The organism is Ruegeria sp. ANG10, from assembly GCF_040705255.1.
Lineage (GTDB): Bacteria > Pseudomonadota > Alphaproteobacteria > Rhodobacterales > Rhodobacteraceae > Ruegeria.
On record NZ_JBFCVU010000008.1, the window covers coordinates 106316 to 129001 of the forward strand.

Consider the following 22686-nt stretch of genomic DNA (forward strand, 5'->3'; position numbering starts at 1 on the left):
AGGTATATATCATGACAACTGACACCCTGAATCTGGCTGACCTGAAGGCCAAAAGCCCCAAAGACCTTCTGGCGATGGCCGAAGAGCTGGAAATCGAAAACGCCTCGACCATGCGCAAGGGCGAGATGATGTTCCAGATCCTGCGTGAACGCGCGGATGAAGGCTGGACCGTTGGCGGTGATGGCGTGCTTGAGGTGTTGCAAGACGGCTTTGGCTTTCTACGCTCGCCCGAAGCGAACTATCTGCCGGGCCCCGATGACATCTATGTCTCGCCCGATATGATCCGTCAGCATTCGCTGCGAACCGGCGATACGGTCGAAGGTGATATCAAGGCACCGGATGAGAACGAACGGTACTTCGCGCTGATCAAAGTCACCAAGATCAACTTTGAAGAGCCTGAAAAAGCCAAGCACAAGATTCTGTTCGACAACTTGACGCCTTTGTATCCTGACGAGCGTCTGAAGATGGAGATCGAAGATCCCACCATCAAAGACAAGTCGGCCCGGGTGATCGATCTGGTCTCACCTATCGGTAAAGGACAGCGGTCTTTGATCGTGGCGCCGCCGCGGACTGGTAAGACGGTGATCCTGCAAAACATCGCGCATTCGATCGAACAGAACCACCCTGAATGCTATCTGATCGTCCTGCTGATCGATGAACGCCCCGAAGAAGTGACCGACATGCAGCGCTCGGTAAAGGGTGAGGTTGTGTCCTCGACCTTTGACGAACCGGCAACGCGTCACGTGGCCGTATCGGAGATGGTAATCGAAAAAGCCAAACGTTTGGTCGAGCATAAACGAGATGTTGTTATTCTTCTCGATTCAATCACAAGACTTGGTAGGGCGTTTAACACTGTGGTCCCATCATCCGGTAAAGTTCTGACCGGTGGTGTGGATGCGAATGCTCTGCAACGGCCCAAGCGGTTCTTTGGAGCGGCGCGGAATATCGAAGAGGGCGGATCGCTGACTATCATCGCCACCGCGCTGATCGATACCGGCAGCCGGATGGACGAAGTGATCTTTGAAGAATTCAAAGGCACGGGTAACTCGGAAATCGTTCTGGATCGTAAAATTGCCGATAAGCGCGTGTTCCCGGCGATCGACATCCTCAAGTCCGGTACCCGGAAAGAGGACCTGCTGGTCGACAAGGGCGATCTAGCCAAGACCTTTGTTCTGCGCCGCATCCTCAACCCGATGGGCACCACCGATGCGATCGAGTTCCTGCTGTCCAAGTTGAAGCAGACCAAGACCAACGGTGAGTTCTTCGATTCGATGAATACCTGATACAGGTCTTAACCGACGCGAGGCCTTCGAATGGATACGATATTCGCCTTGGCCAGCGCCCAGGGCAAAGCAGGGGTGGCGGTCATCCGTCTCTCGGGCTCTTTGGCGCATTCAGCCGCAGCCGACCTGACCGGCAGCCCGCTACCGCCCCGCGGTATGCGGGTTCGGTCTTTGTGTGCAGCTGATGGTTCGCGCTTGGATGATGGGCTGGTTCTGACCTTCCAAGCCCCGGCCAGCTTTACCGGTGAAGATGTAGCAGAGTTGCAGATACACGGCAGCACGGCTTCGGTTAATGCTGTAATGCGCAATTTGTCGGATACGGTTGGGTTACGGCTTGCTGAACCCGGTGAATTCACACGCCGTGCGTTGGAAAACGGCAAGATGGACCTTACGCAGGTTGAAGGTCTGGCCGATCTGATCGATGCCGAAACCGAGGCGCAGAGAAAACAAGCCCAGACCATTCTCGCCGGAGAGCTGGGTGGCTTGGCCGAACGCTGGCGCCGTGACCTGATCCGGGCGGCGTCCTTACTGGAAGCTGTGATCGATTTCGCCGATGAAGAGGTGCCAACCGACGTAACACCCGAAGTCCGCACATTGGTGACCGGCGTCATGCAGGACCTGCAGCGCGAAGCGGACGGTGTGAAAATCGCCGAGCGTATTCGGACGGGGTTCGAAGTTGCCATTGTCGGTCTTCCAAATGCAGGCAAGTCGACCTTGCTGAATGCGTTGGCGGGCCGTGAGGCCGCGATCACGTCAGAATATGCTGGCACAACTCGTGACGTTATTGAAGTTCGCATGGATCTCGGTGGTTTGCCTGTGACTTTGCTGGACACGGCTGGCCTGCGTGAAACCGAAGACCACGTCGAAAACCTTGGGATTGAGTTGGCACGTAAACGTGCGGACGCGGCTGATTTGCGGGTATTTCTGACCGAAGACCCGTCAGAGCTTGGTGTTCAGATGGTCGAAGGTGACATTCAGCTTTTGCCTAAATCTGACCTGCGCGAGGATAATAAAGATGGGATTTCCGGGAAAACCGGACATGGAATTGATCAGCTTATTTCCCATATATCGTATGTATTGAGTAGCCGATCTACTAGCCATGGTATTGCAACCCGTGAACGCCACCGAGTTGCACTGAGTGAATCCAAGGCGGCTTTGGTCGCGGCGATGACAGTTCTGGAATCAGGCCCGGACCTGTATGATATCGCTGCAGAAGAGTTGCGGACGGCGATCCGCGCCCTTGAAACTTTGGTTGGCAGAATAGGGGTCGAAGACCTTTTGGATGAGATATTCTCCAGTTTCTGCCTGGGTAAGTAGGGAGTGTTTCACGTGAAACATTCAAAGTTCGATGTTGTTGTGGTTGGTGCCGGGCATGCCGGAACCGAGGCCGCTCATGCCGCTGCACGCATGGGGGTTGAAACGGCATTGGTCACGCTGTCTGCGTCCGATATTGGAGTGATGTCCTGCAATCCTGCCATTGGGGGTTTGGGGAAAGGCCACCTTGTTCGCGAGATCGACGCGATGGATGGTGTCATGGGCCGCGTTGCTGACCAAGCTGGTATTCAATTTAGATTGCTGAATCGCCGCAAGGGGCCTGCCGTGCAGGGCCCAAGGACTCAGGCAGATCGGGCACTGTATCGTGATGCCATGCAGAAAGTGACACAGGCGCAAGAGCATTTATCCGTAGTGGTCGGGGAAGTCACAGATTTTCTGACAGATGGACCTCGTGTCGTCGGAATAAAATTGGCAGATGGGTCCGAGGTTCATGCCACGGCCGTGATACTTACATCCGGGACCTTTCTGCGTGGTGTGATTCATATCGGAGACGTTTCCCGACCCGGCGGGCGAATGGGGGATCGACCTTCTGTCAAACTGGCAGAGCGATTGGATAGCTTAAACCTTCCAATGGGGCGATTGAAAACAGGTACACCGCCCAGGTTGGACGGTCGAACTATTGATTGGTCAGATCTAGAGCGCCAAGATGGAGACGAAGATCCGACGTTATTCTCGTTTTTGTCTGAGTCAGCCGTCGCCCCCCAAATCTCGTGCGGAATTACGCATACGAATGCGCGTACGCATGAGATAATCGAAAAAAACCTGTCACGATCCGCAATGTATGGCGGTCATATTGATGGGGTGGGCCCCAGATATTGCCCTTCGATTGAGGATAAGATTGTTCGGTTTGCCGAGAAAGAATCCCATCAGATTTTCCTTGAGCCTGAGGGGATCCATGATCACACAATTTATCCGAACGGAATCTCAACCTCGCTTCCGCAGGACGTCCAGCATGACTATGTGCGGTCGATCAAGGGCCTGGGAAAAGCGGAAATCCTGCAGCCGGGTTATGCAATTGAATATGACTATATTGATCCCCGTGTTCTGACGTCGTCCTTGTCCTTGCCTGATGCCCCAGGGCTATATCTTGCGGGACAAATCAATGGGACCACAGGATATGAAGAAGCAGCCGCACAAGGGCTTGTCGCTGGTCTGAATGCAGCACTCACTGTCCTGGATCGGGAACCAGTACATTTCACGCGTGCTGACAGCTATATTGGCGTAATGATCGACGATTTGACCACGCGAGGGGTTGCAGAGCCTTATCGGATGTTCACCTCTAGGGCAGAGTTCAGGTTGTCTCTTCGAGCCGATAATGCCGATCAGCGATTGACACCTCTTGGAATTGACCTTGGATGTGTTGGTGATACGCGGGCTGAAAAATTTCATGAAAAAATAGAGAAACTTACAGCTGCCAAATCAAAGCTGACGGACCGGACCTATACACCAAAAGAGGTCCGCGCGGTCGGAATCAATGTCAATCAAGACGGAAATCGCCGGGATGGCATGGCTTTATTAGCTTTTCCTGATGTTACGTTCAGTGATCTGATCCCGCTTGAGGCGGGTTTGCAGGATGTTGAGGAGGACATCCGAAGCCAGGTCGAACGGGATGCGCTTTATGCGAACTATATTGCGCGCCAGAAAAAAGACGTTGAAGCCATGAAACGCGATGAATCCTATGAAATACCGCGCGACTTCGATTATTCGGCGTTGGAAGGGCTGTCCTCTGAGATGAAACAAAAGCTGTCTCAGGCAAAACCAATCAATATTGCTCAGGCCGGGCGAGTAGAGGGCGTGACGCCCGCTGCGTTGACCTTACTGCTGGCCAAGTTGAGGCGCGAGCAAAAGGTCCGAAAGGCATGAGCTATGAGGTATTTGAAGGTTTGGATGTTTCACGTGAAACATTTAGCCGCCTTGAAACCTACGTAGAACTGGTTCGGCGCTGGAATCCCAAGATAAATCTGGTGTCCCGCAACAGCCTGAATGACATCTGGTCACGGCATTTTCTGGATTCAGTGCAGGTATACCGGTGTTCGGATGTGTTCCATAATTGGGTAGATTTGGGCAGCGGCGGTGGTTTCCCTGGCATGGTTTGCGCGATCATGGCTATAGAGGAAGCACCAGAGGCGCGATTTACATTTGTAGAAAGCGACCAGCGTAAATCTGCCTTTTTGCGTAGCGTTGCACGGGAATGCGGGGCAAACTGTTCTATTGTTTCAAAAAGGATAGAATCCGTGGATCCGTTGAACGCCGATATTTTGTCTGCCCGCGCCCTTGCGGATCTGACCACGTTATTGTCCTTTTGTGACAGGCATTTAAAAGAGTCCGGTACGGCGCTGTTGCCGAAAGGCGCAAGCTGGAAAAAAGAGCTGAATGACGCGCGCAAGGAATGGAATTTCGACTGCGAGCCGATTACAAGTTTAACTGAGCCCCAAGCTGTTATTCTAAGGATCAAAGGAGTGTCGCGTGGTTGATCTGTCTCGTCCCTCAGGGCCCCGGATAATTGCGGTCGCCAATCAAAAGGGTGGGGTGGGAAAAACAACTACTGCAATCAACCTTGCGGCCGGTTTGGCAGAAGCGGGAAGCAGGGTTCTGGTGGTGGATCTAGATCCACAGGGGAACGCGTCAACCGGTTTGGGTGTTGAGGATAGGGATTGGACCACATACGATTTGATCCTGGACGATGCGCCGCTTGAAGCTGTGGTACAAGAGACAGAAATCGGCGGGTTGCTGGTAATACCGGCAACCGTTGATCTAAGCTCGGCGGATATCGAACTGATTTCCAACGAAAAACGCAGCTATTTGTTGCATGACGCCCTGCGTCAGACCTCGATCGACCAGTTTGAGCTTGATTTTGTGCTGATCGACTGCCCGCCATCTCTGAACTTGCTGACCGTGAATGCGATGGTGGCTGCCCATTCCGTTCTGGTTCCCCTGCAAAGTGAATTCTTTGCGCTGGAGGGGCTTTCGCAGTTGATGTTGACGATCCGAGAGGTTCGGCAAACTGCGAATCCGGACCTGAGAATCGAAGGTGTTGTGTTGACCATGTATGACAATCGCAACAACTTGTCCCGTCAGGTTGAAAAGGATGCACGTGACAATCTGGGTGAGATGGTATTTAAAACCAAGATACCCAGAAATGTGCGGGTCAGTGAGGCGCCGTCATACGCCTTGCCGGTCTTGCAGTATGACTCGGGATCGTTGGGTGCGATGGCATATCGACATTTGGCGCGTGAAGTCATTCACAAGAACAAAAATGCCGCTGCCTGAGCGGCAGTGAGGAGGGCGCAGTGGCTGTCAAAAAATCAAAACCCAGAGGTTTGGGCCGGGGATTATCTGCCCTGATGGCGGATGTAACGCAAGAAGCCGAAGGTCTGGTGACCACAGAACCGCGCCGCCCGGACATGAAAGTTCCGATTGAAAAGCTGCAGGCCAACCCAAATCAGCCGCGCCGTACATTCTCAGCGGATCAATTGGATGAACTGGCGGCCTCGGTCAAAGAAAAAGGCATTATTCAACCGTTGATTGTGCGGGAAATCAGCAATGGCGGATATGAAATCGTCGCCGGGGAACGGCGTTGGCGTGCTGCTCAGATGGCGCAGTTGCATGATATACCGGTTATTGTGCGTGAGTTTGACGACACAGAGGTGTTAGAAGTCGCCATTATCGAGAACATACAGCGGGCTGATCTGAATGCGGTCGAAGAGGCTGCTGGTTATAAGCAGTTGATGGATCGGTTCGGGCATACTCAAGAGAAGTTGGCTGAAGCCTTGGGGAAAAGCCGCAGCCATATTGCGAACCTGTTGCGCTTGCTGTCGCTGCCCTTGGACGTTCAGACGCTGGTCATCGAAGGTAAGCTGTCTGCTGGGCACGCACGAGCGTTGATAACGGCCGAAAACCCATCAGAACTGGCGAAAATTGTGGTCCGGGATGGGCTTTCGGTTCGCGCAACTGAAGCGCTGGTGAAAAGACAACAGGCAGACCCGGCGAAAGCGGCACCGCGTTCTCGCAACTTGGATGCGGGCAAAGACGCGGATACGCGAGCCTTGGAAAAAGACCTGTCGGCAATTCTGGCTATGAAAGTTGCGATCAATCACAAGGCTGGAACAGAAACCGGGCAAGTGGTGCTGACCTATGAAAACCTGGATCAGTTGGATGATCTGTGCGCCAAACTTAGCCGTTAGGCCGGGTCCAGATAAACAGCATCACCGCAACCAAAACCACCGCCTGAATGATCAGGACATGAGACGGCAGGGACAACAGAAACGATAGCCCAAACACGGCGGCAACCGAAACGGTGGCCGCCTTTTTTGCCCCCGGTCGGATGGCGCCCGATGTTTGCCAGTCAACGATCAATGGGCCGAAAGTGCGATGTGTAATCAACCAGTTGTGCAGGCGAGAGGACGATCGCGCAAAGAAAAACGCGGCCAGCAGCAAAAAAGGTACTGTCGGTAATAAGGGCAGAACGATGCCGACCACCGCGAAGCCAACGCAAATCAAACCCAGGGTGGCCCAAACATATTGCATCATTTATCCCAGAAGTTCCCGGATCACCGCATTCAAAACGGCGCGCCCATCTTTGGTGGCAATCAATCGGCCATTTGTTTGTTCGATCATCCCAAATTCCGTCAGATTGGCCAGTGTGTCCTGGGGTAGTGGTTGGTTTGCCAGGGCATTATACCTGTCAATATCTAGACCCTCTACAACTCTTAACCCCATCATAAGGTACTCTTTGGCCTGATCTTGCGTCGATAAGAGCGACCGTTCCTTTTCTCCGCTGCCTTTGCCGACGGCAGTTAGCCAGGTGTTTGGGGACAGGTAGGTTTCTGTTGCCAGTTTTTGACCGTTCAAGGTGACGCGCCCATGAGCGCCAGGCCCGATGCCGACATAGTCGCCATAGCGCCAATAGATCAGGTTGTGTTGTGATTCAGCGCCGGGGCGTGCGTGGTTGGAAATCTCATAGGTCAGCAGGCCATGTGCTTCGCAGATGTCCTGTGTCTCCAAATACATATCAGCGGCGCTGTCATCCTCGGGCAGGCCGCGCAGTTTACCAACGGCATAGCGATCCCCAAAGGCGGTTCCGTTCTCGATGGTCAGTTGATACAGCGACAGGTGGTCGACAGCCATCGACAGGGCTTCGGTCAGCTCGGCGCGCCAGTTTTCTGGGGTTTGGTGTTGGCGGGCGTAGATCAGGTCAAAACTGACCCTATCAAAGCAATTTCGGGCGATATCAAAGGCGGAACGAGCCTCAGCCACAGTATGAATGCGACCCAATCGACGCAGATCTTCGTCGTTGAGGGCCTGAACCCCCATCGAAATCCGATTTACCCCAGCGTCCCGATATGCGGCGAAACGACCGGCTTCGACCGAGCCTGGATTGGCCTCAAGCGTGATTTCCATGTCATTGGCGGGATGCCAGAGGGCACGGGCCTGATCGATAACAGCGGCGACAGTGTCTGGGTCCATTAACGACGGCGTGCCACCACCGAAAAAGATCGTGTTTAAAACTCGCTCAGGCGTTTCGGCAGCCGCGCGGCGCAGCTCATCCAAATAGGCACTAAGCCATTGTTTTTGATCTATATTACGTGAAACATGGCTATTGAAGTCACAATAGGGGCACTTGGCCTCGCAAAAAGGCCAGTGGACATACAGGCCGAAGCCCCCGTTGCGCCAATCATCCGCCAAAGCAGCCCTTCACGAACATTTCCACCGCGCGGCCGCGATGGCTGATCTTGTTCTTTTCCCAGCGATCCATTTCGGCAAAGGTAATGTCATACCCGTCCGGGACAAACATCGGATCATAGCCAAACCCGTCCTTGCCGCGGATGGGCCAGACCAGGTGACCAGGGGCGATGCCTTCGAACACCTCGTCATGCCCATCGGGCCAGGCCAGTACCAAAGTGCATCGGAACTGCGCTGTGCGGGGATGGGCGGCGTTCTTCACCTCTAGCTCATCGTGGGCGCGGGTCATGGCCATCAAGAAATCGCGACCATCACCCGTTTCGGCCCAATCGGCGGTGTAAACACCCGGCGCTCCATCCAGCGCATCAATTGTAATCCCGGAATCGTCCGACAGGGCAGGCAGGCCTGTGGCTTTGGCGGCGGCATGGGCCTTGATCCGGGCATTTCCGACGAACGTGTCCTCGGTCTCTTCCGGTTCGGGCAGGTCCATCTCCGCCGCGCCAACAACGGTCACACCGAAGGGTTCAAGGAGATGTTTCATCTCCTCAAGCTTGCCTTTGTTATGCGTGGCCACCAGCAGCCTGTCGCTGTCGAACTTGCGGGTCATGCGGTTGCGGCTTTCTGGGCTGCGGCCAGCTCGGCCACACCTCTTTCGGCCAGATCCATCAGCTGATCCATCTGCGCGCGGCTAAAGACGGAACCCTCGGCGCTCATCTGTACTTCGATCAGCTTGCCCGAGCCGGTCATGATGAAATTGCCATCCACGCCTGCTTCGCTGTCCTCTGGATAGTCCAGATCCAGCACCGGCTGGCCGGCATAAATACCGCAAGATACCGCTGCAACAGGGTCTACCAGCGGGTCCGAGATCACGTCCCCGGCCTTCATCAACTTGTTCACCGCCAGCCGCAGTGCAACCCAACCACCGGTGATTGACGCACAACGGGTTCCGCCATCGGCTTGGATCACATCACAATCCACAGTGATCTGACGTTCGCCCAGGGCAACCCGGTCAACGCCAGCCCGCAGGGCGCGACCGATCAGGCGCTGGATTTCAACTGTTCGCCCACCTTGCTTGCCCGACGCCGCCTCGCGCCGCATCCGGGTGTTGGTGGCGCGGGGCAGCATACCGTATTCAGCCGTAACCCAGCCCAGACCCGAGCCTTTGATGAAGGGGGGTACGCGATCCTCGATCGTGGCGGTGCACAGTACATGGGTGTCACCCATTTTGATCAGGCAGGAACCTTCGGCATGTTTGGTGAACTCCGTTTCGATTGAAACGGCGCGCATTTCGCTTAAATCTCGTCCTGAGGGTCGCATGAAAAATCCTTTGTTTGCTGGGTTGGGGATAACGCCCTCATGGCTTACGATGCAACCCCGATTGACCTTTCATATGCCTGCGATTTAATGACGGCCCAGCAGGGGACCGCTGATGAGCGAAGCGAGCAAAATTCTGAACGAGATGAACGACCGGTCACGCGAGGTGTTCCGGCTGATCGTCGAAAGCTATCTGGACAGCGGTGAGCCCGTTGGCAGCCGTACCCTGACCCGCACATTGTCGGAAAAAGTCAGCGCTGCCACCGTGCGCAACGTCATGCAGGATCTGGAGTTTCTGGGCTTGCTCGACAGCCCGCATGTCAGTGCGGGACGAATTCCCACGCAGCAAGGCTTGCGTATGTTTGTCGATGGCTTGCTTGAGGTTGGCGATCTGGGCGCCGCTGACCGGCAGAAGCTGGACGAAACATTAGGCTCTAACGCAGGCGATGTGGGCGGAATGCTGGACCGGGTGGGTTCGGCTTTGTCACACGTGACACATGGTGCCTCACTGGTTTTGACCCCCAAGCAAGAATCCGAGATCAAGCATATCGAATTTGTCTCTCTGGCCCATGACCGCGCGTTGGTTGTGCTGGTCTTCGCTGACGGGCACGTTGAAAACCGTCTGTTTACACCGCCACCGGGGCAGACACCCAGTTCGATGCGTGAAGCGGCGAATTTCCTGAACGCGTTGATCGAAGGCCGCACGCTTGGCGAAGTGCGCCGTCAGATGCAGGCGCAGATCGATGCACGCAAGCAAGAGATCGACGTGCTGGCGCGCGAAATGGTCGAAAGCGGTATGGCCGCCTGGGGCGGGGATGGGGGCGACTCGGCCCGTCTGATTGTGCGCGGGCGGGCGAATCTACTGGGTGAACCGGGTGAAGTTGAGGAGCTGGACCGAATCCGCTCCCTGTTTGATGATCTGGAACGCAAACGGGACATTGCGGAATTCCTTGAATTGACCGAAGAAGGCGAGGGTGTGCGCATTTTTATCGGCTCTGAGAACAAACTTTTCTCACTTTCGGGTTCCTCTTTGGTGGTGTCTCCATATATGAACGCTGATCGAAAGATAATTGGTGCGGTCGGGGTCATCGGGCCCACGCGTCTGAATTATGGACGGATCGTGCCGATCGTGGATTATACGGCGCAACTGGTCGGCAAGCTGATATCCGACCGGAGCTAGAGGGTAAGAGATGGCAGAACCCAAGGACGAAGATTTTCTGGACAATATCGCAATGGCTGAAGCTGAAGAGCTGGCTGAAGAAATCGCTGAGTTCAGCGATGAAGCGCTAGAGCTAGATGAGTTGCGCGCAGAGCGCGACGACTACAAGGACAAATTTATGCGTGCGCTGGCGGACGCGGAAAACGCCCGTAAGCGTGGCGACAAAGCGCGGCGCGATGCCGAACAATATGGCGGCTCGAAACTGGCGCGTGATATGCTGCCGGTCTACGACAACATGAAGCGTGCACTCGAAGCTGCGACCGATGAGCAAAAAGAAGTGGCCGCCGGTCTGCTGGAAGGGATCGAGCTGACCATGCGGGCGCTGAAGGATGTGTTCCAAAAGCACGGTATCGAAGTGATTACGCCCGAGGTTGGTGATCGTTTTGATCCGAACGTGCATGAAGCGATGTTCGAAGCGCCGGTTCCTGGAACCCGCGCCGGTGACATCATTCAGGTATCGGCCGAAGGGTTCATGCTGCATGATCGCCTTCTGCGTCCAGCGCAGGTGGGTGTGTCTTCGACTCCTGCAAGCTAAGCGTTTATAAAACCAAGAAATATTGAGGCGGTCAGGATTTGGCCGCCTCTTTCAGTTTATAGATCAGGTCCAGCGCCTCGCGTGGGGTCAGCTCATCAGGCAGCACGTCCTCCAGCATATCCGCGACCGGTGATGCCTCGGGGGCAGGTGGTGGGGGTGGTGGAGCGGCGGAAAACAACGGCAGATCGTCAATCAGCGCCTTTTGCTTGCCGCCTTCCCGTTCGGTTTTTTCCAACTGGTCCAGTACGACGCGGGCTCGATCCACCACCGATGCGGGCAGACCGGCAAGCTGGGCGACCTGCACCCCATAGGATCGGTCGGCGGCCCCCTTGTGGACTTCGTGCAGGAAAATAACCTCACCTTCCCACTCCTTGACTGCCACGGTGGCGTTGTCGACGCCCTCCAGCTTGCCGGCCAGAGCGGTGAGTTCGTGGTAGTGGGTGGCGAACAGCGCGCGGCATTGGTTGGCGGCGTGCAGATGTTCCAGCGTGGCCCAGGCGATGGACAGGCCATCATAAGTAGCCGTGCCACGGCCGATTTCATCGAGGATCACCAGCGCGCGGTCGTCGGCCTGATTCAGGATGGCGGCAGTTTCGACCATTTCCACCATAAAGGTCGAACGGCCCCGGGCCAGATCGTCGGATGCGCCGACGCGGCTGAACAATTGGCTGACCACACCGATATGCGCCTGTTCAGCGGGAACATAACTGCCCATCTGGGCCAGCAGGGCAATCAAGGCATTCTGACGCAGGAAGGTCGATTTACCCGCCATGTTGGGACCAGTCAGCAGCCAGATCGCCGCACCTTGATTAGCGCCGAGATCGCAATCATTGGCAATGAAGGTATCGCCGTTTTGTTGACGCAGCGCGTGCTCTACCACCGGATGGCGTCCACCCTGCACGTGGAAGGCGCGCGACGTGTCGACCTGGGGACGGCACCAATTTTCGCCGCGCGCCAGATCGGCCAAGGCCGAGGTCAAATCCAGCTCGGCGAGCCCTCGGGCGGCTTGGTTGAGACGCGCGGCGAGGGCCAGAATCTCGTCAGAAAGCCTTTGATAGAGCCGCTTCTCTATTTCCAATGCCAAATTACCGGCGTTCAGGATGCGGGTTTCGATCTCGGACAGTTCGACGGTCGTAAAGCGCACCTGATTGGCAGTGGTCTGGCGGTGGATATAGGTCTCAGAAAACGGCGGGTTCAGCATCTTCTCGGCGTGGGTGGCCGTGGTTTCGATGAAGTAGCCCAGCACGTTGTTGTGCTTGATCTTCAGCGAGGCAATGCCGGTGTGTTCTGCGTATTTCTGTTGAAACCCAGCAATAACGGATCGGCCTTCGTCGCGCAGGGTGCGGGCCTCATCCAATTCCGTGTCAAAGCCCGGAGCGATGAAACCGCCGTCGCGCGCCAGAAGGGACGGCTCTGCCACAAGCGCCTCATCCAGCAAAGTCAAAAGATCGTCAAACCCGATCAAGTTCTGCACGGCAGTGGCCAGCAGAACCGGCAAATCCTGCGTCTCGCAGATACCGGCAATAGCAGCCGCCTGGGCCAAACCATTGCGGATCGCGGCCAGATCACGCGGGCCACCCCGTTCCAGCGACAGGCGCGACAGGGCGCGGTCCAGATCAGGGGTTTTGCGCAGGGCATCGCGCAGGTCTGAAGCGGTCAAGCTGTCCTCAGCTGCAAAACTCACAGCATCCAACCGGGCATGGATCACGTCCAGATTGCGCGAGGGGCTGGACAGGCGCTGTTCCAGCAACCGCGCCCCACCCGGCGTGACTGTGCGGTCGACCACCGACAACAGTGAACCGGCCCGACCGCCGGACAAGGACCGGGTCAGTTCCAGATTGCGGCGTGTGGCGGCGTCGATCTGGACAACGCGATCCTCTGATTCCTTCAAAGGGGTCTGCAGCAGGGGCAGTTTGCCCTTCTGCGTGATCTCAAGATAGTCGATCAACGCGCCCATGGCCGATACCTCGGCCCGACCAAAATTTCCAAACGCATCCAAAGCGCCCACGTGAAACAATCCGCAGACACGTTTTTCGGCGGCCGTACTGTCAAAACTGGCGCGGCCGATGGGGGTTAGCGAAATTCCCAAATCACGGACTGGTTCCTGCAAAGCCTGTTCCGATCCGTCGGCAACGATCAGCTCGGACGGGGCAAGTCGTGCCAGTTCGGGGCTCAGCCGCACGGATGTCAAAGGCATTACGTGAAACGCCCCGGTCGAGATATCGGCCCAGGCCAATGCGGCCTCATCCCGCACCTCGGCATAGGCGGCCAGAAAGTTGTGGCGGCGGGCTTCCAAAAGGGCATCTTCGGTCAGTGTGCCGGGTGTCACCAGACGCACGACATCGCGCTTTACTACTGATTTAGAGCCTCTTTTCTTCGCCTCAGCCGGGCTTTCCATCTGTTCGCAGACGGCCACGCGAAAGCCTTTGCGGATCAGGGTCAGCAAATAACCTTCGGCGGAATGAACGGGCACACCGCACATCGGGATATCGGTGCCGTTATGCTTGCCGCGTTTGGTCAGGGCGATGTCCAGCGCCTCGGCGGCGTTGACGGCATCCTCGAAGAACATCTCGTAAAAATCGCCCATGCGGTAGAACAGCAGGGCATCGGCATGGGCCTCTTTGATATCGAGATATTGCGCCATCATCGGCGTGACTGTGGACAAGGCTGACCCCTTTTGGCGTGTTCCGGACGCGACCTTACAAATCCCGCATCTTCTGTAAAAGCCGAAAACTCATTCTCGTTGAGGCGCGCGTTTTCCTGCGCTATGAGGCGACAGCCCAACAGATGTAAAGAAACGACATATCAGATGCCCAAAGCGAAAATTACCGACGAAGAAGCCCTGGCCTTTCACCTGGACCCCACCCCCGGCAAGTGGGAGGTGCAGGCAACCGTTCCCATGACAACCCAGCGTGATCTGTCGCTGGCCTATAGTCCCGGTGTCGCTGTTCCATGTGAAGCAATCGCAGAAAACCCCGAAACGGCCTATGACTACACCAACAAGGGCAATCTGGTCGCCGTAATCTCGAACGGGACGGCGGTTCTGGGGCTTGGCAATCTGGGGGCGTTGGGCTCAAAACCGGTGATGGAGGGGAAATCGGTCCTATTCAAACGGTTTGCCGATGTGAACTCGATCGATATCGAGTTGGACACTGAAGATCCGGATGAATTCTGCCGTGCGGTCAAGCTGATGGGGCCGACCTTTGGCGGCATCAACCTGGAAGACATCAAGGCGCCCGAGTGTTTCATCATCGAACAGCGCCTGAAGGAAGAGATGGACATTCCCGTCTTTCACGATGATCAGCACGGCACCGCGGTGATCTGCGCGGCGGGTCTGCTGAACGCGCTGCATATCTCGGGCAAGAAGATCGAGGATGTGAGGATCGTTCTGAACGGTGCAGGTGCTGCTGGGATCGCCTGTATCGAACTGCTCAAGGCGATGGGCGCGCGGCACGAAAACTGCATCGTCTGTGACACCAAGGGCGTAATCTATCAGGGCCGTACCGAAGGGATGAACCAGTGGAAATCGGCACACGCCATCACCACTGATCTGCGCACGCTGGAAGACGCCATGAACGGCGCGGATGTGTTCCTGGGCGTGTCGGTCAAGGGCGCGGTCACGCAGGATATGGTCGCCAGCATGGCTGACAACCCGGTGATTTTCGCCATGGCCAACCCCGATCCTGAGATCACGCCGGAAGAAGCGCATGAGGTGCGTGTGGATGCCATCGTCGCCACCGGACGCAGCGATTATCCGAACCAGGTCAACAACGTTCTGGGTTTCCCTTATCTGTTCCGCGGTGCGCTGGACATTCATGCCCGCGCCATCAATGACGAGATGAAGATCGCCTGCGCCCATGCGCTGGCCCGTCTGGCACGCGAGGATGTGCCGGATGAGGTTGCGATGGCTTATGGCAAATCGCTGACCTTTGGGCGCGATTACATCATCCCGACGCCGTTTGACCCCCGATTGATTCACCGCATTCCGCCTGCTGTTGCCAAGGCGGGCATGGATACTGGTGCTGCGCGGCGTCCGATTATCGATATGGAGGCTTATGAGCTGAGCCTCAAATCCCGCATGGACCCGACCGCCAGCATTCTGCGCGGTCTGAACGCCCGTGCGCGTCAGGCTCAAAGCCGCATGATCTTTGCCGAGGGCGACGATCCCCGCGTGTTGCGCGCTGCTGTGACCTATCAGCGGTCTGGCTTTGGCAAGGCTTTGGTTGTCGGTCGCCCCGATGACGTGAAACAAAAGCTGGAAGAGGCTGGTCTGGGCGATGCCGTACGCGAATTGGAGGTGGTGAATGCCGCCAACACCACGCATCTCGAGACCTATACCGATTTTCTGTATAACCGACTGCAACGCAAAGGTTTTGATCGCAAGGATATTTACCGCCTGGCGGCGCGCGACCGGCATGTGTTCTCATCCCTGATGTTGGCGCATGGGCATGGTGATGGCCTGGTAACTGGGGCCACGCGCAAATCGGCGCATGTGCTGGACCGGATCAACCACGTGTTTGATGCAGACAAGGCACATGGCGCGGTGGGTGTGACCGCCCTGTTGCACAAGGGCCGGATCGTTCTGATTGGCGACACGCTGGTGCATGAATGGCCGGATGAGAATGACCTGGCCAATATCGCTGAACGCTCGGCCGCCGTGGCCCGTCATATGGGGCTTGAGCCGCGCGTTGCCTTCGTCAGTTTCTCGACCTTTGGGTATCCGGTGTCGGAACGGGCCGAAAAGATGCACCGCGCGCCTGTTGTACTGGATCAGCGCAAGGTGGATTTCGAATACGAAGGCGAGATGACCGTAGACGTTGCTCTGAACGAGGATCAACAGGCAGGCTATCCGTTCCAGCGCCTGACCGGCCCGGCGAATATCCTGATCGTTCCCGCGCGGCATTCGGCGTCGATCTCGACCAAGCTGATGCAGGAAATGGGGGGTGCCACGGTGATTGGCCCGATCCTGTCTGGTGTCGACAAGCCGATCCAGATCTGTTCGACCGGGTCGACGGCGAATGATATACTGAACATGGCCATCCTGGCCTCGTGCGATATTGCGTAAGCCATGACGATCTGGAACCTCGGCTCGATCAACGCAGACATGATCTATGACGTGCCGCACCTGCCCGGGCCGGGAGAGACGCTTTCGGCCAACCGGTTAGACCGGTATCTGGGTGGCAAAGGGGCGAATATGTCCGTGGCCGCTGCCCGGGCCGGGGCGCAAGTGGCCCATATCGGGGCCGTGGGCCCCGACGGACGCTGGGCACTGGATCGTATGACTGAATATGGCGTGGATACGCGCCATATTGCCGAGGTCGAGGTTCCGACCGGACACGCCATTATCGCTGTGGATGCGCAGGGTGAAAACAACATCATCCTGTTCCCCGGCTCGAACCACGCGATCACGCAGGATCAGTTGGGGCAGGCGCTGTCCACGGCCCTGCAGGGTGATGTGTTGGTGATGCAGAACGAAACCAACCTGCAGGTCGAAGCTGCAAAGATGGGGCGCGATCTGGGGCTGACCGTCTGCTATGCAGCCGCACCGTTTCAAGCCGATGCGGTTCAGGCCGTGTTGCCGTATCTGGATTTTCTGATCTTAAATGAGATTGAGGCTGAACAACTACAGCAGGCAACCGAGCAATCCGTTACCGACCTTGAGGTCGAGCATGTGATTGTCACTTTGGGGTCGAAAGGCGCGCGGTATTACCATCGCGGTGCGGCTTCGGACTTTCCGGCGCACAAGGTAAAGGCCGTGGATACTACTGGTGCGGGCGATACCTTTACCGGCTATGTTCTGGCTGGAATGGATCGCGGGATGCTGATGGCACAGGTGATTTCACAAGCAAACCGTGCCGCGGCCCTGATGGTCACGCGGCACGGTACAGCTGATGTTATTCCGGATCTCAAAGAGGTGCGCGAGGCGCGGTTGGATTAAGACCCCGCGAACGGCGCATCGCTGCCCCAAAGCTGCTTGACTCGATCATCACGGCCGCAGGCTTTGCGATAGGCTTTGTACGCGCTGTGCTGGCGTTTTGGGCCAAAGCGGGTCAGGACCAGCTTGTTCCCTTTATAGTAATCCTGGTGATAGGCCTCGGCCGGGTAGAATGCCACTTGCTGCAGGATCGGGGTCACGATCTGTTGCCCCAGCGCGTTCTGAGCATTTGTCTTGGCTTGCTGAGCCAGGGCTTTTTCCCCAGCGTTAGAGACGAAAATGGCCGTGCGATAACTGTCACCTCGATCACAGAACTGACCGCCCGCATCTGTTGGGTCGACCGAGCGGAAGAACATGCTTAGCAGGGTCTCACGGGAAACGCGGGCCGGATCAAAGGTAATTTGAACCGCCTCGTAGTGGCCGGTGCTGCCTTTGGTGACCTGATCATAGGTTGGGTTGGCGGTACTGCCGCCGGTAAAGCCAGATACGGCCCCGGTTACGCCCGGAACGGATTCGAAGTCGGATTCGACGCACCAGAAACAGCCTCCCGCAACCGTCAGGGTTTCAGAGCCGGCAGCGGGCGCAGGGGCGGCGCGCAGCAGGGCGATAAGTGCGATCAGCGAAAACAGAAGCGTAGGTTTGAAATAATCGAGATAGGCGATGCGGGTCATGGCAGGTCTCCTTTTGGGATAAGGCTGCCCTGACTTATGCGTTGGCGCAATCCGCTGACATGGTTTGTCACGGGGTGGTGAGACGAGTTTATCGCCGCTAACCCAGCAGCTGCCCCAGCTTCATCGCCACGCCCATATTGCCCGAAATCTTGAGCTTGCCCAACGCCACACCGGTCATCGGATTCAACTTGCCTGTCAGTAATTTTGTCAAATTGTCCTGCGAAATGCGGATGGTGCAATCGGTGTCGCGGTCCTGTGTGGTGGCCTGATTGTTGGCTAGAACAATCACACCCGCCTCACCGCAATCGAATTTCAGCGAGCCGTCAAAGCTTTTGCCGTTCAGACCTTTTTGAATACCGTCTGCGATGTCCTGAAGCATCCTCATCCCCTTCTCAGTTTACGCATGCGTAAAGAGAAGGGGCGCTCTTATGCAAGGGTGACCCAACTGGACCTTGTCGTCACGACATTTGCAGGATTTGCCGGGTCCGCTCACAGGGTTGCCCGTCATAAAAGGCATCAAGCACAGCCTGAAACTCTGACGGGGCTCCGGGAACAGATGAAAACAACGTCATGGAGGATCGCAGTTTCTTTGCGTCAATCCCACCCAGAATGTCACTGGCATCACGGCCTTTGTGCAGCAACATCAACCCTGCAACCTTAGTCAGGCGCTGGCGAAGGTCCGGATGATCCAGATAAGCTTTGGCCTCATCCAAATCCTCGATCCCGTACAGCTGCGCCATGTGGGACCGGCCAAGTTCGGCCAATTGCGGAAATACAAACCACATCCAGTGGCTGGTTTTCTGCCCTTGTTCCAATTCGCGCAGGACGTCGGACCAGACCGCGTCCTGCGCTTCGATGAACAGATCGAGTTCGTCGTTGATGTCGTCGTCGTCGATCACTTGGACAGGCGCTTGTCTCGCGCCGCCAGTAATTTCAGGCGCAGCGCGTTCAACTGGATAAAGCCTGCCGCGTCTTTTTGGTCATAGGCGCCGGCGTCATCTTCGAAGGTTACATGCTCTTCGGAATACAGCGAATGATCCGACCAGCGGCCCACGGTTGAGGCCAAGCCTTTGTACAGTTTCACGCGGACGGTGCCCGTGACATGTTCCTGAGATTTGTCGATGGCGGCTTGCAGCATTTCCCGCTCGGGGCTGTACCAGAAGCCGTTATAGATCAGTTCGGCATATTGCGGCATCAGCTGATCCTTCAGGTGCATCGCGCCGCGGTCCATGGTGATGGACTCGATCCCGCGGTGCGCTTCCAGCAGGATGGTGCCGCCGGGCGTTTCATAGATGCCGCGCGACTTCATGCCCACGAACCGGCCTTCGACCAGGTCCAGACGGCCAATGCCGTGCTTGCCGCCATATTCGTTCAATTTGGTCAGGATGGTCGCGGGGCTCATCGCCTCGCCATTGATGCTGACCGCATCGCCTTTTTCAAAGCCGATTTCAATGAACTCGGGCTCATTCGGTGCGTCCTCGGGGTGGACGGTGCGCTGATAGACATAATCGGGCGCTTGATCCGCCGGGTCTTCCAGAACCTTGCCTTCGGACGAAGTGTGCAGCAGGTTGGCATCAACCGAGAACGGAGCCTCACCGCGTTTGTCCTTGGCAATCGGGATCTGGTTCGCCTCGGCAAATTCCAGTAGCTTTGTCCGGCTGGTCAGGTCCCACTCACGCCAGGGAGCGATGACCTTGATGTCGGGGTTCAGCGCATAAGCGGCCAGTTCGAACCGCACCTGATCATTGCCCTTGCCGGTTGCACCGTGGGCGACGGCATCGGCACCGGTGGCTTCGGCAATCTCGACCAGACGTTTCGAGATCAACGGACGCGCGATGGAAGTGCCCAGCAGATACAGGCCTTCGTATTGCGCATTGGCGCGGAACATGGGGAAGACGAAGTCGCGGACAAACTCTTCGCGGATGTCCTCGATATAGATGTTTTCGGGCTTGATCCCCAGCAGCTCGGCCTTTTGGCGGGCGGGCTCAAGCTCTTCACCCTGACCCAGATCAGCGGTGAAGGTCACGACCTCACAGCCATACTCGGTCTGCAACCATTTCAGGATGATCGAGGTATCAAGGCCACCGGAATAGGCCAGAACAACTTTCTTGGGCGCGGACATCTGACTTCCCCTTATGCGTAAGACGCTTGGCCCCTAACGGGTTTTGAACGTGGGGGCAAGTTATCTGCGTTGACGCAGGGCGGGAATTAGGGTGAAACGGATGGAACAAGAACAAGGATTGGTTGAGAGGGCAGTTTCAGGATGTTGGGTTGGCAGATTTTTGTGCATTCGGTGCGGATGGTTTTCGGCAATCTTAAGCAGGTTGTACAAATCACCTTTGGTCCCGCTTTGATTGCAACAGCTTTGATCGTTTTGTTGTTCATGGCATCAGGTATTCCGCTTGAAGCTTTTGAGGCAGACGCAAACGGTCTACCACCAGGGGTCACTGCAGGTGGGGTCCTCCTATTCATTTTTGGCCTGTTTGCGGTGATGCTTGTCACCATGTTCTGGATAGCGGTGTCTTGGCACCGGTTTATCCTTCTTGAAGAGTATCCCAGAGGTATTTTTCCTGCGTTCCGCTTCGACCGCATCCTCGCGTACCTCGGACGAGCTATTCTGCTTGGATTGTTGATGGGCATTGCCTGGATCCCAGCGGGTTTGATTCTTGGTGGACTGGTTCAAAGCTCTCCCGTTTTGGCAATTATCTTGATCGTAGCCTATGTGATCTTTTTGGTCGTGTGCTTCTATCGACTTTCGATCATCCTGCCTGCGGCTGCCATTGGCCAGCCAATTACTCTAGGTGAAGCTTGGAACAGCACGGCCGGATCGGTTGGAGCCGTTCTGGTGCTGATTGTTGTGGCATTCCTGTTCCAGTTACTTATTCAGCTCGTCTTCACTGCGTTGGCTATTATTCCAGTCTTGGGGTTATTGCTGTCAGTATTCTTTGGAGTGCTGGTCCTGCCTATGATCAGTGTCAGCCTTTTCACCACCATGTACGGGGTCTTCATCGAAAAACGCGCACTCACCTGAACCACGTACACATATGTATTCCTTGCCCTTTCAACAGTGATGCGGCAGTGAAACTGTCATGACTGATTTCATGACCCGCGCCCGCACCGCCGAACAGGCGATGCGCACTGTCTTTCCCGCAACGCCTCTGCAGCGGAATGCCCATCTGTCCGACCGATTTGGTGCTGAGATTTGGCTCAAGCGGGAAGACCTTAGCCCGGTGCGGTCGTATAAAATCCGTGGCGCGTTCAACGCCATGCGCAAGCAGCAGGGACAAGAGCTGTTTGTCTGCGCCAGCGCGGGCAATCATGCGCAGGGCGTGGCCTATATGTGCAAGCATCTGGGGGTGAAGGGCGTGATCTTCATGCCGGTGACAACGCCGCAGCAGAAAATTCAGAAGACCCGCATCTTTGGTGGCGACAATATCGAGGTTCACCTGACCGGTGACTATTTCGACGACACGCTGGCCGCTGCGCAGGCGTGGTGCGCCCAGCAGGGCGGGCATTTTCTGTCGCCCTTTGATGATGAGGATGTGATAGAAGGGCAGGCGTCTCTGGCTGTCGAGGTTGAGGCCCAGCTGGGTGGCGTCCCTGATCACGTGATCCTGCCGGTTGGCGGGGGCGGCATGTCCTCGGGCGTGGCGACATGGTTCGGGGATCGGACCCATTGCCTGTTTGTCGAGCCCAAAGGCGGGGCCTGTTTGCATGCGGCCATGGCGGCGGGGCATCCGGTGGCGTTGGATCATATCGACAACTTTGTCGATGGGGCAGCGGTCGGGAAGATCGGGGCGAAACCGTTTGAACTGCTCAAGGATCGCCATCTGTCCGACGTGCTGGTCCTGTCCGAAGACCGTATCTGTACCACCATGATCGAAATGCTAAATGTCGAAGGCATCGTGCTTGAGCCCGCAGGCGCCCTGGCGATCGAAGCGGTGACCGATGTGCAGAGCTTTATCCGCGGCAAAACCGTTGTCTGCGTCACCTCGGGCGGCAATTTCGATTTCGAACGTCTGCCCGAGGTCAAAGAACGGGCGCAGCGCTATTCCGGCGTTAAGAAATACTTCATCCTGCGCCTGCCACAGCGCCCCGGTGCGCTGAAAGAGTTTTTGGGCATCCTCGGCCCCGAAGATGATATCGCCCGGTTCGAATATATGAAGAAATCGGCGCGTAACTTCGGCTCGGTCCTGATTGGCATCGAAACTCGCAAGCCCGAGAATTTCGCACGCCTGTTCGCGCATCTGGACGAGGCTGGCTTTACCTATACCGACATCACCGAAGACGAGACCCTGGCGCAGTTCGTGATCTAGGACAGGTTTTCGGATTTATCGGTCAGGAACTCAGCCTTAGACGTGTCATACACCGTCAGGATGGCGGGCAGATCGACGTCACCGGCCTTGCCTGCGGCGGCGTTGCGTTCTGCGTCCTGACACAGCTTGGAAAACCGGTCGAACCCCAGACTCAGCGCGCTGCCTTTAAGGAAATGCATGTTCTGTTCCAGCTCAAGCCGGGCGGTGTCCTGATGCAGCCGGTCGATGGTTTCCTGAACCTCATCCAGAAAGATCTGCACCACCTCTTCGAATTCGCTGGCACCCACCTCATCCCGCAGCTGTCTGACCCTGGACCAGTCGATCATGTTCGGCCTCTCCGCATATATCGCGACCTGACTTGGATAGCCCACGGCAAGTAAAGAGCGGGTTAAGCAA

22 protein-coding genes are annotated in these 22686 nt (G+C 56.5%); 12 read left to right on the forward strand and 10 right to left on the reverse strand.

The genetic code is table 11. From position 1 onward, the window contains the following. The first annotated feature begins 11 nt into the window (after positions 1-11). The 6 genes from rho to AB1A64_RS16445 are packed head-to-tail and all read left to right on the forward strand — an operon-like array spanning position 12 to position 6802. Positions 12-1283, forward strand: a complete 1272-nt coding sequence (gene rho, locus AB1A64_RS16420) for a transcription termination factor Rho (RefSeq protein ID WP_170349552.1) — start codon at positions 12-14, stop codon at positions 1281-1283. Positions 1284-1313: 30 nt separating this feature from the next. After that, positions 1314-2600, forward strand: a complete 1287-nt coding sequence (gene mnmE / locus AB1A64_RS16425; protein ID WP_366552403.1) for a tRNA uridine-5-carboxymethylaminomethyl(34) synthesis GTPase MnmE — start codon at positions 1314-1316, stop codon at positions 2598-2600. Between the two features lie 12 nt (positions 2601-2612). Beyond that, entirely contained in the window at positions 2613-4481 is a 1869-nt protein-coding gene (mnmG, locus tag AB1A64_RS16430; RefSeq protein ID WP_366552404.1) for a tRNA uridine-5-carboxymethylaminomethyl(34) synthesis enzyme MnmG, read from the forward strand. After that, positions 4478-5092: a 16S rRNA (guanine(527)-N(7))-methyltransferase RsmG gene (rsmG, locus tag AB1A64_RS16435; RefSeq protein WP_366552405.1), complete on the forward strand. Its 615-nt coding sequence runs from the start codon at positions 4478-4480 to the stop codon at positions 5090-5092. The genes mnmG and rsmG overlap by 4 nt, the downstream gene beginning before the upstream one ends. Further along, positions 5085-5888, forward strand: a complete 804-nt coding sequence (locus tag AB1A64_RS16440) for an AAA family ATPase (RefSeq protein ID WP_170349556.1) — start codon at positions 5085-5087, stop codon at positions 5886-5888. The genes rsmG and AB1A64_RS16440 overlap by 8 nt, the downstream gene beginning before the upstream one ends. Positions 5889-5908: 20 nt before the next feature. Further along, complete coding sequence (locus AB1A64_RS16445; protein WP_366552406.1) at positions 5909-6802, forward strand: ParB/RepB/Spo0J family partition protein; 894 nt, start codon at positions 5909-5911, stop codon at positions 6800-6802. On the opposite strand, the gene AB1A64_RS16450 is transcribed toward AB1A64_RS16445, so the two are convergent. Genes AB1A64_RS16450 through rph form a run of 4 tightly spaced genes read right to left on the reverse strand, consistent with a single transcriptional unit; the run spans position 6792 to position 9617 of the window. Beyond that, positions 6792-7145, reverse strand: coding sequence for a YbaN family protein (locus tag AB1A64_RS16450; protein ID WP_366552407.1), 354 nt, complete (start codon positions 7143-7145; stop codon positions 6792-6794). The genes AB1A64_RS16445 and AB1A64_RS16450 overlap by 11 nt on opposite strands. Positions 7146-7148: 3 nt before the next feature. Then, positions 7149-8303 (reverse strand): radical SAM family heme chaperone HemW, encoded by a 1155-nt coding sequence (gene hemW / locus AB1A64_RS16455; protein ID WP_366552408.1) that lies wholly within the window; start codon positions 8301-8303, stop codon positions 7149-7151. After that, complete coding sequence (gene rdgB / locus AB1A64_RS16460) at positions 8293-8907, reverse strand: RdgB/HAM1 family non-canonical purine NTP pyrophosphatase (RefSeq protein WP_366552409.1); 615 nt, start codon at positions 8905-8907, stop codon at positions 8293-8295. The genes hemW and rdgB overlap by 11 nt, the downstream gene beginning before the upstream one ends. Further along, positions 8904-9617 carry a ribonuclease PH gene (gene rph / locus AB1A64_RS16465; RefSeq protein WP_366552410.1) on the reverse strand — a complete coding sequence of 238 codons (714 nt, stop codon included), beginning with the start codon at positions 9615-9617 and terminating at the stop codon, positions 8904-8906. Before rph ends, rdgB begins: the two co-directional genes overlap by 4 nt. A gap of 112 nt (positions 9618-9729) precedes the next feature. Between rph and hrcA the strand changes: the two genes are divergently transcribed. Both hrcA and AB1A64_RS16475 read left to right on the forward strand, forming a co-directional pair. After that, positions 9730-10794 carry a heat-inducible transcriptional repressor HrcA gene (gene hrcA / locus AB1A64_RS16470; protein ID WP_366552411.1) on the forward strand — a complete coding sequence of 355 codons (1065 nt, stop codon included), beginning with the start codon at positions 9730-9732 and terminating at the stop codon, positions 10792-10794. 10 nt (positions 10795-10804) lie between these two features. Continuing rightward, positions 10805-11368 (forward strand): nucleotide exchange factor GrpE, encoded by a 564-nt coding sequence (locus AB1A64_RS16475; protein ID WP_170349562.1) that lies wholly within the window; start codon positions 10805-10807, stop codon positions 11366-11368. 31 nt (positions 11369-11399) lie between these two features. On the opposite strand, the gene mutS is transcribed toward AB1A64_RS16475, so the two are convergent. After that, entirely contained in the window at positions 11400-14015 is a 2616-nt protein-coding gene (mutS, locus tag AB1A64_RS16480) for a DNA mismatch repair protein MutS (RefSeq protein ID WP_366552483.1), read from the reverse strand. Positions 14016-14177: 162 nt separating this feature from the next. Here mutS and AB1A64_RS16485 point away from each other — a divergent pair, with 162 nt between their 5' ends. Both AB1A64_RS16485 and AB1A64_RS16490 read left to right on the forward strand, forming a co-directional pair. After that, positions 14178-16433 carry an NADP-dependent malic enzyme gene (locus AB1A64_RS16485; protein ID WP_366552412.1) on the forward strand — a complete coding sequence of 752 codons (2256 nt, stop codon included), beginning with the start codon at positions 14178-14180 and terminating at the stop codon, positions 16431-16433. Between the two features lie 3 nt (positions 16434-16436). Continuing rightward, the gene (locus AB1A64_RS16490; protein ID WP_366552413.1) at positions 16437-17306 is read left to right on the forward strand and encodes a ribokinase; all 870 of its coding nucleotides are present in this window, start codon (positions 16437-16439) and stop codon (positions 17304-17306) included. Here AB1A64_RS16490 and msrA read toward each other — a convergent pair. The 4 genes from msrA to AB1A64_RS16510 form a co-directional block, all read right to left on the reverse strand. After that, entirely contained in the window at positions 17303-17974 is a 672-nt protein-coding gene (gene msrA, locus AB1A64_RS16495) for a peptide-methionine (S)-S-oxide reductase MsrA (RefSeq protein WP_366552414.1), read from the reverse strand. The genes AB1A64_RS16490 and msrA overlap by 4 nt on opposite strands. Before the next feature lie 97 nt (positions 17975-18071). Then, positions 18072-18353: an SCP2 sterol-binding domain-containing protein gene (locus AB1A64_RS16500; protein WP_366552415.1), complete on the reverse strand. Its 282-nt coding sequence runs from the start codon at positions 18351-18353 to the stop codon at positions 18072-18074. A gap of 79 nt (positions 18354-18432) precedes the next feature. Then, positions 18433-18873, reverse strand: a complete 441-nt coding sequence (locus AB1A64_RS16505) for a DUF1810 domain-containing protein (protein WP_366552416.1) — start codon at positions 18871-18873, stop codon at positions 18433-18435. Beyond that, positions 18870-20096 (reverse strand): argininosuccinate synthase, encoded by a 1227-nt coding sequence (locus AB1A64_RS16510; protein WP_170349568.1) that lies wholly within the window; start codon positions 20094-20096, stop codon positions 18870-18872. Before AB1A64_RS16510 ends, AB1A64_RS16505 begins: the two co-directional genes overlap by 4 nt. 141 nt (positions 20097-20237) lie before the next feature. Between AB1A64_RS16510 and AB1A64_RS16515 the strand changes: the two genes are divergently transcribed. Beyond that, the gene (locus AB1A64_RS16515) at positions 20238-21005 is read left to right on the forward strand and encodes a hypothetical protein (RefSeq protein WP_366552417.1); all 768 of its coding nucleotides are present in this window, start codon (positions 20238-20240) and stop codon (positions 21003-21005) included. A gap of 58 nt (positions 21006-21063) precedes the next feature. Next, on the forward strand, positions 21064-22290 hold the full coding sequence (ilvA, locus tag AB1A64_RS16520) for a threonine ammonia-lyase IlvA (RefSeq protein ID WP_366552418.1): 1227 nt from the start codon (positions 21064-21066) through the stop codon (positions 22288-22290). Here the strand turns inward: ilvA and AB1A64_RS16525 are convergent. Next, positions 22287-22616, reverse strand: a complete 330-nt coding sequence (locus tag AB1A64_RS16525; RefSeq protein WP_366552419.1) for an Hpt domain-containing protein — start codon at positions 22614-22616, stop codon at positions 22287-22289. The genes ilvA and AB1A64_RS16525 overlap by 4 nt on opposite strands. Positions 22617-22686 lie beyond the last annotated feature (70 nt).